Origin of the sequence: Lacinutrix himadriensis (assembly GCF_001418105.1) — a bacterium.
GTDB lineage: Bacteria > Bacteroidota > Bacteroidia > Flavobacteriales > Flavobacteriaceae > Oceanihabitans > Oceanihabitans himadriense.
In genome coordinates this window covers 84274-101152 of sequence record NZ_LIQI01000031.1, presented here as the reverse complement: position 1 = coordinate 101152, position 16879 = coordinate 84274, and the positions used below count along the sequence as shown (strand labels likewise).

The window sequence follows — 16879 nt, the reverse complement described above, 5'->3', positions numbered from 1 at the left end:
TTTTACATAGCATCCCATATAACCAATTTATAAAAGTTTAAAGCAAAAAAAAAGCAAGCTAATAGCTTGCCTTTTTTAAAGAATATCTTTTAATTAAATGACCTCACCATAAAGATCAAAATCTTCTGCTTCTATAATTTTTACGGTTGCAAATTCTCCTGTTTTTAAATAGGTTTTAGTAGCATCAATACGCACTTCATTATCTACATCTGGAGAATCAAATTCGGTTCTACCCACAAAATAGTTTCCTTCTTTTCTATCGATAACCACTTTAAGAACTTGATCAATTTTTTGTTGATTCAACTCCCAAGAGATTTGCGATTGCATTTCCATAATCTGATTTGCTCTATCGATTTTCACTTCTTCTGGCACATCATCTTCTAAATTAAAAGCGTGTGTGTTTTCTTCATGACTATAGGTAAAACAACCTAAACGCTCAAAACGCATGTCTTGAACCCATTGTTTTAATTCTTGAAAATTTTCTTCTGTCTCTCCTGGATAACCAACAATTAGCGTTGTTCTAATGGTCATGTTTGGAACTGCTTCACGAAATTGCCCAATAAGCTTGGTCGTTTTTTCTTTGGTAGTACCACGACGCATGCTTTTAAGAATATTATCTGAAATATGCTGTAATGGTATATCTAAATAGTTACAAACTTTAGGTTCGCGATTCATAACATCTAAAACATCTAATGGAAATCCTGTTGGAAATGCATAATGCAGACGAATCCACTCTACGCCATCCACTTTCACTAAAGCTTCTAGAAGTTCTGCTAAGTTTCTTTTCTTGTATAAATCTAAACCATAATAGGTTAAATCTTGCGCAATAAGAATAAGTTCTTTAACGCCTTTTGCTGCTAATTTTTCAGCTTCAATAACAATTTCTTCAATAGGTGTACTTCTATGTTTTCCACGCATTAAAGGAATAGCACAAAAACTACAAGGTCTATCACAACCTTCGGCAATTTTTAAATATGCATAATTTTTTGGTGTTGTCGTTAAACGTTCTCCAATTAACTCGTGTTTATAATCTGCTCCTAAAGCTTTTAATAATTGTGGTAATTCTGTAGTCCCAAAATATTCATCTACATTAGGAATTTCTTTTTGTAAGTCAGGCTTATATCTTTCACTAAGACAACCAGTGACAAATACTTTATCTACTTCTCCAGCTTCCTTTTTCTGCATAAAATCTAGAATCGTATTCACGCTTTCTTCCTTTGCATTATTAATAAAACCACAAGTATTAATAACCACTACGTTACCTTCCCCTTCATGAACAACCTCTTTTCCGTTGGCTTTTAATTGTCCCATTAACACTTCACTATCGTATACATTTTTACTGCATCCTAAAGTTACTACGTTGATTTTATTCTTTTTAAGCGTCTTTGTTCTCATATACCTATCCCAAAAAAAAGGGAATTTCGTTAATTATACTTCTTCTAAATTTCAGGTTGCAAAGATACAACCTTAATTAAACCTTTTATATATTTAACAGTCTTAAATTAAAACCAACACAATGAAAACTAATGCATGCGTATTATTATTTGCAATAGGTATACTTTTTAGTTGTGCAACTTCGGATGAAGTGATAGAAGGGAATAGCAATAATAACACTGCAACATACTTTCCTCCTATTACTTCCAATACTTGGGAAACCATTTCTATTACTGAAATGGATTGGAATGAAAATCACTTACAACCTCTATTCGATTTTTTAGAAGAAAAAAACACCAAAGGTTTTATCATGCTTTACAACGGAAGAATAGTTGTAGAACAGTATATGAATAGCCACACATCGACAGCTGCTTGGTATTGGGCTAGCGCAGGAAAAACGCTAACATCTACACTTACAGGAATTGCTCAAGACGAAGGATTACTCAATATAAATGATAAAGTATCCAATTATTTAGGAACTGGCTGGACAAGTGCTCCTTTAGATAAAGAAAATCTAATTACTTGCAAAAACCTATTATCTATGAACTCTGGCTTAGATGATAGTTTAGGCGATAATGTTGCTCCAGAAAGCCTACAATATATTGCCGATTCTGGACAAAGATGGGCGTACCATAATGTGTATGTAAAAATGCAAGAAGTAGTTGCACAAGCGAGCAACCTAACATGGTCTAGTTATTTTAACTCCAAATTAAAAGATAGAATTGGCATGTCTGGAAGTTGGATTCCTTTAGGTGATTTAAGTGTGTATTGGAGTACCACCAGAAGCATGGCTCGTTTTGGTTTGTTAATTTCGGCTAACGGAAAATGGGAAAACACGCAAATTGTATCTGCAGATTATCTTAACCAAGCTACAAATACTTCGCAAAGCATAAACGAATCTTACGGATATTTATGGTGGCTAAACGGAAAATCCTCTTACCATTTACCTGCAACGCAAGTTACGTTTCCTGGTTCTTTAATTCCGAATGCGCCTAACGACATGTATGCTGCTTTAGGAAAAAATGATCAAAAAATATATGTGGTACCAAGTAAAAAACTAGTGGTTATTAGAATGGGAGAAGCTGCCGACAATTCTAATTTTGCCCTTTCTACTTTTGATAATGATCTTTGGGAAAAGATACATGCACTAACGAATTAACACACATAAATCTTCCATTTTTTTTATCTAGATGCAATCTCTATATTAGCGTCTGAAAAATCTTATACCCATTTTATGAAAAAAATTATTTTATTATTTACAATCTCATTATTTATATTAGGTTGTGGCAGTGATGATTCTGGAGACTCCAATAGCTGTCCAACACCAGGAGGCTTGAATGTTTCTAATTTAACAAACACAACAGCATCCCTTTCTTGGAATTCTAATGTAAATTCTTCTTTATACCAAGTACAATATGGTGTTTTAGGATTTAGCCTTGGTAATGGAACTACTTTAACTGTTCCTGAAACCTATAAAGACATCACTAACCTACAAGCGCAAACCCAATATGCATTCTATGCAAGAGTATTTTGTAATGAAACGAATGGGTATAGCAATTGGGCTGGACCTTTTTCTTTTGTAACTCTAGAGGACAACCCTTATTGTGACGCACCTACCAATCTAGCGGCAGGCTTATACCCAGACTCTGTAACACATGAGTATATTGATTTAACTTGGTCTAATAGCGAATATGGTGGAGCACAAATACAATATGGAACGCAAGGGTTTACTTTTGGTAACGGTACTACAGAAACGATTACAGACAGTTACCCAGAATACAAAAGAATAGACGGATTAAATGCAGAGACTGCATACGATTTCTACGTACGTAATAGCTGTGATCAAAATGGATATAGTACTTGGACTGGTCCGCTTACCTATAGCACAGCAGATGCTCCTTTAAATGAAAACTGTTTAGATCCTGTTAATTTTTCTCTGAATCAAATAGGTACTGTTGGAAATGACGACTATTTAGTCTTTACTTGGGAAACATTAAACAACGAAACTTCATGGCAACTACGAAAGGTAGAAGCTGGTAGTTCTTTTGACTCGGCAGGAAATATAGATATTAGTTTCAATCCGGTTCAATTAAATAATCATACATCCATTGGTGTTGTTTACGACTTTTACCTAAGATCTAATTGCGGACCTGATGGTTTTAGTGATTGGGTTGGACCAATAACCGTTACTGGACCATAATGATATATTATAAGAATAAAAAAAGCCTTAAGAAATTTCTTAAGGCTTTTTTTATGCGTGTATTTTTTTTTATTTGAAGAAAGAATCTACAAATTCGAATTTATTAAACACTTGAAGATCTTCAATACCTTCTCCTACTCCGATATATTTTACTGGAATTTGAAATTGATCACTAATACCTATAACCACTCCTCCTTTTGCTGTACCATCTAATTTAGTTACTGCTAAACTAGTCACCTCTGTAGCGGCTGTAAACTGTTTTGCTTGCTCAAAAGCATTTTGCCCTGTAGAACCATCTAAAACTAAAAGCACATCATGTGGCGCATCTCCTACTACCTTTTGCATGACACGTTTTACTTTAGTAAGCTCGTTCATTAAGTTTATCTTGTTGTGCAAACGTCCTGCAGTATCAATAATAATAACATCTGCATTTTGTTTTACTCCAGATTCTAAAGCATCAAAAGCCACAGAAGCTGGATCACTTCCCATTTCTTGACGTATCATTGGCACATCAACACGATCTGCCCAAACTTGTAATTGATCTATTGCTGCTGCTCTAAAAGTATCTGCTGCACCAAGAACTACATTGAGCCCTTGCTTTTTAAATTGATAAGCTAATTTACCAATAGTTGTTGTTTTTCCCACTCCATTTACACCAACCACCATAAGTACGTAAGGCGTCTTACTACCATCTGCTTGTTTTGGTAATTGCGGAATGGTGTATTCTGTTTCTTCACCGGTATTGGTTTCACTTAATAATGCTGCGATTTCTTCGCGTAGTATTTTATTAAGCTCGTCGGTACCTAAGTATTTATCTTTGGCTACCCGTTCTTCTATTCGTGTAATCACCTTTAAGGTTGTATTTACACCAACATCGCTAGATACAAGTACTTCTTCTAAATTATCTAAAACAGCGTCATCTACTTTAGATTTTCCTGCTACAGCTTTACTTAATTTACCTAAAAAGTTAGTACTAGATTTCTCTAAACCTTTGTCTAGTGTTTCTTTTTTATCGGAAGAAAATATTTTTTTAAAAAAACTCATTCTTTTTTAGTTGTTTGTTATTTAGTGGTGAAGCGGTTACTTCACGTATTTCTGCGTTAAGGATTGCAGCCGTTCGACTATTCTTCAATAGTCTTAACCTTTTTGCTTTTTCTGCAAAAAGATATAGCGGAAAGCCTGACCTTTAGGTAACGCCAAAATGTAATAACAATAGTCGAGCCTTTTTTATATTACTGCAATATTGTCATTAATATGAAATGTAAATATAAAACAAAAGCCGCTTTCTTTAAGAAAGCAGCTTTAAAATATCTTTTTTAAAAGTAAACTTATTTTTTTGCTAAAAAGTCGCTTACTAATTCTGGTGACATTACAGACTCAACAAACATGTAAGCTCCTGTTTTTGGAGACTTAACCATTTTTATTGCTTTTGTTAATCTTTTAGATCCTGTTTGTAATGATGCTACGGATTTCTTTGCCATGACGTATAGTTTTAGTATTCTATAAAAGAATATTATTTAATTTCTTTGTGAACAGTCATTTTCTTTAAGGTAGAATTGAATTTTTTAATTTCCATTCTATCTGGAGTGTTCTTTTTGTTCTTAGTCGTAATATAACGAGAAGTTCCTGGTAAACCAGTTGCTTTGTGCTCTGTGCACTCTAATATTACTTGTACTCTGTTACCTTTTCTTGCCATTTTCTTAAGCTTTTAAATGCGGCTATTATTTTATAAAACCTTTGGTTCTTGCTTCTTTTAATGCAGCAGATATACCTATTTTATTAATAGTTTTTAATGCTGATGTAGATATCTTTAATGTAATCCACTTATCTTCCTCTGGAATAAAAAAACGTTTTTTGATTAAATTTGCATCAAATGTGCGTTTAGTTCTATTCATTGCGTGAGACACGTTGTTTCCAACCATTGCCTTCTTTCCTGTAAGTTCACAAACTCTTGACATTGTTCTAAATGTATTATTGTTATTTCAAAACGAGGTGCAAATATACAAATTCTTTACGTTTCCCCAATCTTATTTTTATCTATTTTTTAAAATTTCTTTTTGAAGCATTTCAAAAGCCTTATTTACGGCCTTATTTATTACCTTAATTCGAGGTTTTCCAAAGCTAAATTTTTCAGAATAAACAGTGTTTTTTGTCGCAATTGCGATAAAAACGGTTCCTATTTCTTCTTCACTTTCTGATTTTGTTGGACCTGCATTTCCTGTTGTTGCAATTGCATAATCTGTTTTAAATAATTGTAACACATTCATTGCCATAGCTTCTGCAACTTCTGCACTTACTACAGTATGTTTTTCAATAAGTGCTTCTGGCACTTTTAACACCTCTATTTTTATTTCTGTTGCATAACTTACCACACTACCTTTAAAATAAGCTGATGCTCCAGACATTGCTGTTATTCGTTCTGCTATTTTTCCTCCGGTACAACTTTCGGCAGTTGCTAAAGTTTTTTTATTTTCGCTTAATATTTTCGCAATTAATGCCTCTAAAGTTTCTTCTTGGTCTTCAAAACCCGTAAAATATTCTTGTATTTGCGGAAGTAATAAACGAATTTGTTCATCCACTTCTTGTATAATTTCTTCTTTATTATCTCCTTTTGCAGAAAGACGCAAACGTACTTTTCCTAAATTAGGTAAGTATGCTAATTTAATATGTTTTGGCAAATTGTCTTCCCAAACTTCAATTCTTTCGGCTAAACTACTTTCTCCTAAACCGTAAGTCAGTAATGTTTTGTGGAGAATAAATGGGCATTTATATTTTTTTTGAAGTCTTGGAATTACTTCATTATCTATTAATGATTCCATTTCAAAAGGAACTCCTGGAAGCGAGACAAAGGTTTTATTTCCCTTTTCTAACCACATTCCCGGTGCACTACCAACGGTATTCATTAAAGCGGTTGCTTTACTAGGTACTAATGCTTGATCTATATTAACTTGGGTAAGTGGCTGTTTTATATATTTTTCCCAAATCGTTTCAATGTTTTTTAAAACCGCTGCATCTTGTACCAGCGTATCTTGAAAGTACGTTGCAATCGTTTTTTTAGTAATATCATCTTTTGTTGGACCTAGCCCTCCTGTAATAATAATGATATCGGCATTTTCTTCTGCTTCGCGTAGGGACTTTAAAATATGTTCTTTATCGTCTTGAACGGAAGTTATTTGATAAACAGATACGCCAATTTTATTTAATTGCTGTGCAATAAATGCAGAATTGGAATCTATTATTTGACCAATAAGAATTTCGTCTCCTATGGTTATTATTTCTGCTTGCATTATAAATTAAAATCGGAACGAATCTCGTCTGAAGCTTGCTTTACAGCTGCAAGTACAATTTGTAGTTTCGGGAGTATGTCTACTCCTACTTTTTCATGTTTCCCCCAATCTTGCACTTCTATTAAGTCTTCTAGAACTCCCAACTCAAACATATCTATAGTCGGTTTCATCTTATGCGCCGTTTGATACGTTGCTAGATGATTGTTATTTTCTACAGACTCTTTTAAAGTTTGTGCATCTGCAGGAACTTCTTCTAAAAAAGTTTGTGCTAGTATATTAATAAATTCTTCATCTCCTTCGGCTAATTCGCGAACTCGAAATAATTTGTAATGTTGTTCCATTTATTTTACTGTTATTGAAAACATTTGCGTGTTTTCTATACTTCCTACTAGTTTATCATTTGCATTTACCTTGCCAACTCCGGCTGGAGTTCCCGTAAATATAATATCTCCAATCTTTAAAGTAAAATATTTTGACACATATTCTATAATTTCATCAATTTTCCAAAGCATAAGGCTTGTATTCCCTTGCTGTACTAAGCTTCCATTTTTTTGAAGTGAAAAATTTAAATTATCCACATCCTGAAACTGTGTTTTATCTAACCAATCTCCTATTACTGCTGCTCCGTCAAAAGATTTTGCTTTCTCCCAAGGCAAGCCTTTTTCTTTTAATTGGCTTTGTAAATCACGTGCTGTAAAGTCTATTCCTAGACCTATTTGGTCGTAATATTTATGTGCGAATTTTTTTTGAATGTGCTTACCTACTTTATTGATTTTCACTAGAACCTCTACTTCATAATGTACATCATTTGAAAAATCAGGAATAAAAAACGGTTGCTTTTTTAACAAAATAGCAGTGTCTGGTTTTAAAAACACCACAGGATCTGTTGGTTTTTCATTTTCCAGTTCTTTAATGTGGTCTGTGTAATTTCTTCCTATGCAGATTATTTTCATTGAAAATCTTAATTTTCATTTCCGCGAAAGCGAAAATCTTATTATTTTAAACTATAGAACAAAGACCTTTTACCTCTAGAGACAAGACAACTATTTCATCTTTATTCTAGTTTTTTGACTTTTGGTTCTTGGTTGTTTTAATCTAACTTATTATTAAACGCTCTTAATTTAATTGCAGTAAGTACTTTTTTAGTGTACAATGGAAAATCTGCATTTAACAACCAACCAAAATAACCTGGCTCTGTATTTAATACATCTAATACGCGTTTGTTTTTATGTTTACCGAAAGAGAAACATTCTTCACCTTCTTTATTAAAAGCTATAAATCCGGCAAAATCTGCAAACTTTTTACGAGAACTAAATTCTGCAAGAAACTTGGTGTCATTTTCTAGTTCTTCGTATTTTTCAATTTGTGCTTTTAAAACTTCAAAAGTTGCATTGGTATCTGCTTCTGCACTATGCGCATCGGTTAAATCTTTATCGCAATAAAACTTATATGCAGCAACTAGCGTACGTTGTTCCATTTTATGAAAAATAGTTTGTACATCTACAGAAGATCTATTTTTCATATCAAAATCGATATCTGCACGAAGCATTTCTTCTGCTAAAAGTGGAATATCAAAACGGTTGGAATTAAATCCTCCTAAATCGGAATCTTTAATAACATTATTTATCTCTTTTGCTAGTTCTGCAAAGGTTGGTTTATCTGCTACATCTTCATCTGAAATACCATGAATTAAGGTTACTTCTTCTGGAATATGCATTTCCGGATTGACTTTCCAGGTGTTACTTTCCTGCTTTCCGTTGGGGAAAACTTTTAAAATAGAAATCTCTACTATTCGGTCTTTTGATATATTAATTCCTGTTGTTTCTAAGTCGAAAAAACAAATTGGCTTTATTAAATTTAAATTCATTAGTTTGGAATGGTTTCTGCAAATATACTTTTTATTATATTTATCTAATTTTTAAATTTATAACTAATAATGAAAAAAACCACATTTTATTTTCTACTTTTTTTAGTGTCTGCATTCAGTTTTGCTCAAAATAACCATGCACATATTTCTATTGAAAAAAAGGAAAAAGGAAAACAAGTAGATGTTTACGCGGTTAACTCAAGCAATACCGATTATGAGGTTTTTATAAAAATTAATGCTGTTGGATTTAGAAAATCCGCAGAAAGTATGGTTACAAAAACGGTTCCTGCTAAATCGGAAGTAAAAATGACTTCGTTAATTAGAATCTCTGAGGACTCTAACGTTACTTTTGGTATGATAGTCAATGAAATTGGTCATGATAAAGAGAAAGCAGCAAATCCTATCGCCTTTACTTTTGACGAAAACAAAAAAAACAAACCAGTTACTGTTTTTGTGAAAGATTATTGTGATTTATGCGATAATACCATCAAGCTCTTTAGCGACAATAACATTGTACATACCATATATAATATTGACGAAGACAAAGAGTACTATCAAAAAATACAGCAAGAGCTTTTAAATCGAAAAAACGATAAAACGTCGCTTGTCCCTATAATAGAAATTGAAGATTCTATTTATAACCGATTAGAAAGCAGAGACAAATTAATTAAAGCATTAAAAAATCACTTTTAATGAGATTTACATTACTCTGTGTTTTCACACTCCTTTTATCCTTAGGTACAATTGCACAAAACAAGCACGAATTTGTTAGTATAGAAGAAAAAGTTACTGGTAAACGGGTAGAGCTTTTTGCTGTGAACAGCAACAATATTGCTTATGACATCTTCTTAAAAGTAGATGCTACTGGCTACAGACGAAGCAGCGCAAGACCTATTATAAAAAATATTCCTGCCAACTCTAAGGTTAGAATGATAACGCTTGTTAAACTTGCAAACACAGAATCGAACTACAAATATACTTTGGTTGTAAATGAAGTTCGTTTTGACTTAGCCATGCAAAAGGACGATGCAGGTATAAATTATAAAATGGATGCATCTTTAAAATCTAAAACGGTGGATTTATTTACTAAAGACAATTGCTTACTATGTAACCAAACCAAAGACGTTCTAGCAAATAATAAAATAAACTACAAAGAATTTAATATAGATCAAGATTCTACATATTTGGTAAGCTTACTTAAAGAATTTAAAGCGAATAATATAAAATCTAAAATACAAGCGCCAATTTTAAAAATTGAAGATTCGCTATACACCAATATTAAGACGCAAAAACAATTAATTAAAACACTTCAGGAACATTACAAATAATCTAAATTCATTACATCATAAAAAAAGCACCATTATAAAATGGTGCTTTTTGTTTTAATATACTCATTTATATTTATTCCTGAGATTCCTGCCTTCGCAGGAATTTTTATATCTCGCGATTAGAATCCCAAGCTTCTAGATAATTTTTTACTGCTAAAACAAACTGTCCGCCAAGTGCACCATTTACAACTCTATGGTCATAAGAGTGCGACATAATCATTTTGTAACGTATACCAATAAAATCTCCTTCTGGAGTTTCTATAACTGCTGGCATTTTACGTATTGCTCCTAAAGCAAGAATCCCTACTTGTGGCTGATTAATAATTGGAGTTCCCATGATACTACCAAAAGTACCAACATTTGTTACTGTGTAAGTTCCTCCTTGAATATCGTCTGGTTTCAACTTGTTTTCACGAGCTTTCTTAGCCAAGCTATTTACCTGTTTTGTCATACCAACCAGGTTCAACTGATCTGCATTTTTAATTACAGGCACTATTAAATTACCATCTGGTAAAGCTGCTGCCATACCAAGATTAATATTTTTCTTTTTGATAATAGTATCCCCTTGTAAAGAGATATTTAACATTGGAAATTCACGAAGTGCTTTTGCAATCGCTTCCATAAAAATTGGTGTAAAGGTTAAATTTTCACCTTCACGTTTCATGAAATCTGCTTTTACTTTCTTTCTCCAATTCCAGATTTTAGTAACATCTGCTTCAATAAAACTTTGTACGTGCGCACTTTTTTGCACAGACTCTACCATATGATGCGCAATTATCTTGCCCATTCTAGTCATTTCTATGATCTCATCTTCACCACTAACTATTGCAGGAACAGCTTGCGCTTTTGGTTTTACTGTATTATTAACCGCTGGAGCAACACCATTAGATTGTGTTGGAGCAGCTGCGTTTGTTTGTTGTGCACCTCTATTTTGTAAGTATGCTAGAATATCATTTTTAGTAACACGTCCTTCTTTTCCTGTACCCGGAAGTGTATCTAATTCTGCTTGCGCTATCCCTTCTTTCTTTGCTATATTTTTAACAAGAGGCGAATAAAAACGCTCTCCACTAGAAATTACTGGAGCTGTTGTTTCTTGTGCTGCAACAACCGTTTTTGCAACCTCAGCAGCAGCTTGCACTGGAGCTTCTTGTTTTACAGCCTCTACTTTTGGTGCAGAAGCAGCTGTAGATGCACTTGCTTCGGTTTCTATGATAGCAATAGTTTGTCCAACTTGAACAACATCATCTACATTAAATAGTATTTCGACTAAAACACCATCTACTTCACTTGGTACTTCGCTATCTACTTTATCTGTAGCAATTTCTAAAATCGCTTCATCTTCTTCAATAGTTTCACCAACTTGTTTTAACCATGAGGTAATTGTTGCTTCTGCAACACTCTCTCCCATTTTAGGTAATTTTAGTTCAAATCTTGCCATATCTATAATGTAAGCCTTAGTTTTTATTTTTGTTTTGCAAAATTAATAAAAAATGAATGATTTCTTTCAATATTCATTAAAATTTTACAAAGTGTCTTTTTATTAAAAATGAAGAATTTCTCCTCGGTTTTGCGAGTCATTACTCCCAATGATAAAATTAGAGTTTTTTGGAATAATTTTAAAAGTATGTGTGTTATTTTTTTGCAAATAAACAATATGGTCAATAATCTCTTTATAACTAATGGTATTTGCATCAAAAATAACCTCTGCATTTGGTTTTACTTTTTTCACATCTTTTATTTGATATGCTTTAAATGGTAGCTTTGAAGCTATTTTCGGATTTAAATCACAAGCAAAAACAGCATAATTATTTACTACTTTTGATTCTATAGTTGGTGCTTTTCTAAATCGAATTGCAAACTCAATACCAAACCATACTAATGCGTCAAAGAACAAGTTACTTTTAAAATGTTTGATGTAAAAAATCTGCATAGCGCCATAAAAACGCTTGGCATATTCTGCATCCTTTAAAGTACTCTCTCCTTTATAATGTATAACAGTTGTTTCTCCAAAGTAATAATTTTGAAATCCTGCTTTTAATATTTTATATGATAAATCTACATCTTCACCATACATAAAATAGTCTTGATCAAAACCTTTTACCTCGTTGTAAACACTACGTTTCATAAACATAAATGCACCAACAAGAATATCTATTTTACCTACTTCGTCTTCTTTTAAATGATTAGAGTAATAGTTTTTTGAATTTCCTATCATTTTTTGAAAAGCAACTTTCACCACAGGAACATTACGCTTACTCTCCGGAAGAAAGTTTCCACTTCCATCTATTAATCGGCAGGCAATTGCACCAAGCTTTTCTTGTTTTTCTGCAAAGCACAGAATTTTAGTAAAAGTATCTTCTGCAACAACAGTATCTGGATTTAATATACAGATATATTCCCCTTTTGCTTGTGCTACTCCAATATTATTTCCAGTAGAAAAACCGGAGTTCGTTTTATGCTCTATAAGTTTTACTTGTGGATGGTTTTGCTTAACCATTTCACAACTATCATCTGGCGAATTATTATCTACTACAATGATTTCGGCATCTATATCTGATATAGCCGCTTGTACACTTTGAAGACATAGGTCTAAAAAATAGCGTACATTATAATTTAATATGATTATAGATAATTTCAAATACGAAAAGTTAAGATTTTAAAGAAGCTTCAAACGGAATTCTATTAATAATACTTCTTCCAAGTGTGATTTCATCTGCATATTCTAGTTCATCTCCTACCGAAATCCCGCGAGCAATGGTAGAGGTTACTATATTATAATCTTGAATTTGTTTAAAGATATAAAAGTTAGTGGTATCTCCTTCCATTGTAGAACTTAATGCAAAAATAAGTTCTTTTACTTCTCCTAATTTCACTTTTTCTACTAACGAAGTCACGTTTAAATCATGAGGGCCAACACCATCCATTGGCGAAATTTTTCCACCTAACACATGATACAAACCTCTAAAAGAACTTGTGTTTTCTATTGCCATAACGTCTTTAACATCTTCTACAACACAAATTAATTCTTTATTTCTATGCGGATTTGCGCATATTTCGCACAAATCTACATCACTAATATTATTACAAGATTTACAAAATTTAATATTAGAACGCATATTTTCTAATGCGTTAGACAGCTTTAGAGTTTGCTCCTCTGGCTGTCTTAACAAATGCAAAACCAAACGCAATGCCGTACGTTTACCAATTCCTGGTAATTGTGACATTTCGTTTACTGCGCTTTCTAATAATTTTGAAGAAAATTCCATGGTTGCGAATTTAATATTTATTATCAACTTGTTTGAGTATCTGTTAAAGTAATTTGTATTTTGCCTACTTTAAATAAATTTCATGTCAGCTACACAAATTATTTTACTCATTGCAGCCTATTTTGGCGTACTTATTTTAATCTCATATTTAACTGGAAAAAAATCTGGAAACGATGCTTTTTTTAAAGGAAACAAACAGTCTCCGTGGTATGTAGTTGCTTTTGGTATGATTGGCGCTTCGCTTTCTGGAGTAACCTTTATTTCGGTTCCTGGTTGGATTGAAGCTTCACAATTTAGCTACATGCAAGTCGTTTTAGGATACATTGTTGGCTACGCTGTAATTGGTACTGTTTTACTTCCTTTATATTATAAATTGAATCTAACTTCTATTTACACTTATTTAGAGGAACGCTTTGGTAATTATTCGTATAAAACAGGAGCTTCCTTTTTTATAATCTCTAGAGTTATTGGTGCAAGTTTTAGATTATTTCTAGTTGCTAACGTTTTACAAATCATTTTGTTTGATGAATTAGGCATAGAATTCTGGCAAACCGTTACCATTACGGTACTTCTAATTTGGCTGTACACCTTTAAATCTGGAATAAAAACGATTGTTTGGACAGATACATTACAAACCTTATTTATGCTTGTTGCTGTTGGTGTTGCTATCTATTTTGTTAGTGATGCATTAGATTTAAACGGAAGCAACGCACTAAGCTTTGTACTAGATAGTGATTTGAGTAAAACTTTCTTTTTTGACGATTTTAAATCTGGAAACTACTTTTGGAAACAATTTATTTCTGGAGCATTTATAGCCATTGTAATGACTGGCTTAGATCAAGACATGATGCAAAAAAACCTAACTTGTAAGACACTGAAAGATGCACAAAAAAACATGTTTTGGTTTACTATTGTTTTAACGGTTGTAAACTTTATCTTTTTAAGCTTAGGATTATTATTAACGGTTTACGCACAACAGAATGGTATTGATGCACATAAAGACGATTTATTTCCTTTATTAGCTAAAAACCACTTAGGCATTGGTGTTTTTGCGTTTTTCTTATTAGGATTAATTGCTGCAGCATATAGTAGTGCAGATTCTGCTTTAACCTCTTTAACGACTTCTTTTAGTATTGATATTTTAGACATTGAAAAGAAACATAGCCCGGAGAAACAGGTACAAATAAGAAAGCGCATCCACATACTAATCTCTTTGGTTTTAATACTTGTAATTGTTTCTTTTAAGTATATTATTAAAGATGCAAGTGTTATTGCTAAACTCTTTGTTTTTGCGGGTTACACCTATGGTCCTCTTTTAGGATTGTATGCTTTTGGCCTATTTACCAAATGGCAAGTGAAAGATAAACTGGTACCAATTATTGCCATACTTTCTCCTATCCTATCTTATATAATAAGTGTGAATAGTTTAAAATGGTTTGGCTTTGAATTTGGTTTCTTTATTCTAATTTTAAATGGATTCTTAACCTTTCTAGGATTATTTCTTATTAAGAAAAAATAACTCCCAATTAATATTGATTCGTAGAAAGCAAAACCAAGGTACAAGCTTCTTCAAAAGCAATATTATTTTCTTTTAACACGGCATAAAACTCAGGATTTTCAGTTCCTGGATTAAAAATCACACGATTAGGTTTTAAAGATATTATATAGTTATAATACGCCTTTTGGCGTGTTGGATTTACATATAAAGTCACCGTATCTAATCCTTCATATTGCTTTAAAACAGTATCTATAACCACTCCAGATTCTTCGCCTGCTTTCATACCAAACGCAACGGTTTCATGGTTGTAGTTCACTAGTTTTCGTAAAGCCATATTAGAATATCTAATTGGTTTTAAAGAAGCGCCAAATACTAAGGTTTTTTTATTCATGTGTTAAAATGCTGTTAAGTATTATTTAAAAAGTAACAAGTTATAAAAATAGTCGTCTATAGTAATACAAACTAACAACCTTTATTAGAACATAAAGATTGCTATATAAAGCATAAAAACAAAATTTAATAACCTTCATAATAGTTGATGGTTAGTGTTAATGTTTGGTTATTAAATGAAGAAAACCCAAAGTGTCATTGCTTTGGGTTTTTGTTTTTTATTATTTATACAGAATGCTATTTATTATATATCTAATTATGTTAAAATTCGTTAAATATTGAAAATCAACACAATAAAACAAAATAAACTACGTTTAACCAAAACAACTACCAACTATTATATTATGTTTGAATTAGTCTTTTAATAAAATATACTAATTGAAGTTATTGTTATCTATACATTAACAATAAGAAAAAATCCGAAATTGCTAAGTTTTCGGATTTTTTTTATGGCTTCCAATGAAGACCTAAATTATTTTTTTTGGGATTCTATATGAGATTCCTGTATTTGCAGGGATTTTACCATTTTATAATTACACTTCCCCAAGTAAAACCACTACCAAAAGCAGCAAGTACTACCGTATCACCTTCTTTTATTTTTCCTTCTTCCCAAGCTTCCGTTAAAGCTATTGGGATAGATGCAGCTGTTGTGTTTCCGTATTTTTGAATATTATTAAAAACTTGATCGTCACGTAAGCTAAATTTCTTCTGAATAAATTGTGCAATACGTAAATTCGCTTGATGCGGAATTAACATATCTATTGCTTCTTTGGCTAATCCGTTTTTCTCTAAACCTTCCATAATCACTTCGCTAAAACGAACCACTGCATTTTTAAATACAAATTGTCCGTTCATGTGCGGGTAATAACTTTCATCGTTAGGATCATTATCGGCTAAAATATCAGTAACCCAACGTTTTCCCATTCCTGGTGCAACTAGTGCCAATTCTTCGGCATGTTCTCCTTGACTATGTAAATGTGTAGACAATATACCCTTAGTAGTATCTTCTTCTCTAGTTAAAATTGCTGCTCCTGCTCCATCACCAAATATCACCGAAACGCCTCTTCCTCTTGTAGTTTTATCTAAACCACGAGAATGCAATTCACTACCAATTACAAGAACATTTTTATACATTCCTGTTTTAATAAAATTATCTGCAACAGCAATAGCATATACAAATCCCGAACATTGGTTTCTTACATCTAATGCACCAACCGTTTTAATATCTAAAGCATGTTGTACTTGTACTCCTGGACCAGGAAAATACATATCTGGACTTAAGGTTGCAAAAACAATAAAGTCAATATCGTCTTTATCAATTCCTGCGCGTTCTATAGCAATCTTAGCAGCTTTCACTCCCATAGTTGCTGTAGTATCATCAGAACCATCTTTGACCCAACGTCTTTCTTTTATTCCTGTTCGTTCTTGAATCCAAGCATCGTCCGTGTCCATTATTTTAGACAAATCGTCGTTTGTAACTATATTATCAGGAACGTAGTAACCAAGTCCTATTATTTTAGAATTATACATAGTGCTATTAATTAAAAATCTAAATCCATTTTTATTGTTAATATAACAATTTTAGGTCCCGCAATTTAATCATTAAAAG

19 protein-coding genes are annotated in these 16879 nt (G+C 32.5%); 5 read left to right on the top strand and 14 right to left on the bottom strand.

Translation table 11 applies throughout. The features are described 5' to 3' along the window. Positions 1-93: 93 nt before the first annotated feature. A complete protein-coding gene (gene rimO / locus AMD28_RS16435; RefSeq protein WP_055445234.1) occupies positions 94-1395 on the bottom strand; it encodes a 30S ribosomal protein S12 methylthiotransferase RimO in 1302 nt (433 codons plus the stop codon). Positions 1396-1516: 121 nt separating this feature from the next. Between rimO and AMD28_RS16430 the strand changes: the two genes are divergently transcribed. Together AMD28_RS16430 and AMD28_RS16425 are read left to right on the top strand one after the other, a co-directional pair. Continuing rightward, entirely contained in the window at positions 1517-2593 is a 1077-nt protein-coding gene (locus AMD28_RS16430) for a serine hydrolase domain-containing protein (protein WP_055445233.1), read from the top strand. 75 nt (positions 2594-2668) lie between these two features. Beyond that, positions 2669-3634 (top strand): fibronectin type III domain-containing protein, encoded by a 966-nt coding sequence (locus AMD28_RS16425; RefSeq protein ID WP_055445232.1) that lies wholly within the window; start codon positions 2669-2671, stop codon positions 3632-3634. A 69-nt stretch (positions 3635-3703) separates the two neighbouring features. Here AMD28_RS16425 and ftsY read toward each other — a convergent pair whose 3' ends face one another. The 8 genes from ftsY to AMD28_RS16390 form a co-directional block, all read right to left on the bottom strand. Then, positions 3704-4678 carry a signal recognition particle-docking protein FtsY gene (gene ftsY, locus AMD28_RS16420; RefSeq protein WP_055445231.1) on the bottom strand — a complete coding sequence of 325 codons (975 nt, stop codon included), beginning with the start codon at positions 4676-4678 and terminating at the stop codon, positions 3704-3706. A 284-nt stretch (positions 4679-4962) separates the two neighbouring features. Beyond that, a complete protein-coding gene (locus AMD28_RS18435; protein ID WP_083478355.1) occupies positions 4963-5115 on the bottom strand; it encodes a DUF4295 domain-containing protein in 153 nt (50 codons plus the stop codon). Between the two features lie 32 nt (positions 5116-5147). After that, positions 5148-5330 (bottom strand): 50S ribosomal protein L33, encoded by a 183-nt coding sequence (gene rpmG, locus AMD28_RS16415; protein ID WP_055445230.1) that lies wholly within the window; start codon positions 5328-5330, stop codon positions 5148-5150. A 25-nt stretch (positions 5331-5355) separates the two neighbouring features. Next, positions 5356-5592: a 50S ribosomal protein L28 gene (gene rpmB, locus AMD28_RS16410; RefSeq protein WP_055445229.1), complete on the bottom strand. Its 237-nt coding sequence runs from the start codon at positions 5590-5592 to the stop codon at positions 5356-5358. Positions 5593-5667: 75 nt separating this feature from the next. Further along, a complete protein-coding gene (locus AMD28_RS16405) occupies positions 5668-6921 on the bottom strand; it encodes a competence/damage-inducible protein A (RefSeq protein WP_055445228.1) in 1254 nt (417 codons plus the stop codon). Then, a complete protein-coding gene (locus AMD28_RS16400; protein WP_055445227.1) occupies positions 6921-7262 on the bottom strand; it encodes a hypothetical protein in 342 nt (113 codons plus the stop codon). Before AMD28_RS16400 ends, AMD28_RS16405 begins: the two co-directional genes overlap by 1 nt. After that, on the bottom strand, positions 7263-7874 hold the full coding sequence (locus tag AMD28_RS16395; RefSeq protein ID WP_055445226.1) for a fumarylacetoacetate hydrolase family protein: 612 nt from the start codon (positions 7872-7874) through the stop codon (positions 7263-7265). 137 nt (positions 7875-8011) lie between these two features. Next, on the bottom strand, positions 8012-8788 hold the full coding sequence (locus AMD28_RS16390; RefSeq protein ID WP_055445225.1) for a 3'-5' exonuclease: 777 nt from the start codon (positions 8786-8788) through the stop codon (positions 8012-8014). Positions 8789-8857: 69 nt separating this feature from the next. On the opposite strand from AMD28_RS16390, the gene AMD28_RS16385 reads away from it, so the two are divergent. Next, a complete protein-coding gene (locus AMD28_RS16385; protein WP_055445224.1) occupies positions 8858-9481 on the top strand; it encodes a glutaredoxin family protein in 624 nt (207 codons plus the stop codon). Further along, on the top strand, positions 9481-10116 hold the full coding sequence (locus tag AMD28_RS16380) for a glutaredoxin domain-containing protein (RefSeq protein ID WP_055445223.1): 636 nt from the start codon (positions 9481-9483) through the stop codon (positions 10114-10116). Before AMD28_RS16385 ends, AMD28_RS16380 begins: the two co-directional genes overlap by 1 nt. A 106-nt stretch (positions 10117-10222) precedes the next feature. Here AMD28_RS16380 and AMD28_RS16375 read toward each other — a convergent pair whose 3' ends face one another. From AMD28_RS16375 to recR, 3 genes are all read right to left on the bottom strand, one after another. Further along, positions 10223-11554, bottom strand: a complete 1332-nt coding sequence (locus tag AMD28_RS16375) for a dihydrolipoamide acetyltransferase family protein (RefSeq protein ID WP_055445222.1) — start codon at positions 11552-11554, stop codon at positions 10223-10225. A 102-nt stretch (positions 11555-11656) separates the two neighbouring features. After that, positions 11657-12754 (bottom strand): glycosyltransferase family 2 protein, encoded by a 1098-nt coding sequence (locus AMD28_RS16370; protein ID WP_055445221.1) that lies wholly within the window; start codon positions 12752-12754, stop codon positions 11657-11659. Positions 12755-12764: 10 nt separating this feature from the next. After that, on the bottom strand, positions 12765-13382 hold the full coding sequence (gene recR, locus AMD28_RS16365; RefSeq protein WP_055445220.1) for a recombination mediator RecR: 618 nt from the start codon (positions 13380-13382) through the stop codon (positions 12765-12767). An 82-nt stretch (positions 13383-13464) separates the two neighbouring features. Here recR and AMD28_RS16360 point away from each other — a divergent pair, with 82 nt between their 5' ends. Then, a complete protein-coding gene (locus AMD28_RS16360; protein ID WP_055445219.1) occupies positions 13465-14901 on the top strand; it encodes a sodium:solute symporter in 1437 nt (478 codons plus the stop codon). Positions 14902-14908: 7 nt separating this feature from the next. Here AMD28_RS16360 and AMD28_RS16355 read toward each other — a convergent pair whose 3' ends face one another. Both AMD28_RS16355 and AMD28_RS16350 read right to left on the bottom strand, forming a co-directional pair. Further along, a complete protein-coding gene (locus AMD28_RS16355) occupies positions 14909-15271 on the bottom strand; it encodes a CoA-binding protein (RefSeq protein WP_055445218.1) in 363 nt (120 codons plus the stop codon). A gap of 518 nt (positions 15272-15789) precedes the next feature. Continuing rightward, on the bottom strand, positions 15790-16800 hold the full coding sequence (locus AMD28_RS16350; protein WP_055445217.1) for a 3-oxoacyl-ACP synthase III family protein: 1011 nt from the start codon (positions 16798-16800) through the stop codon (positions 15790-15792). Positions 16801-16879: the final 79 nt, after the last annotated feature.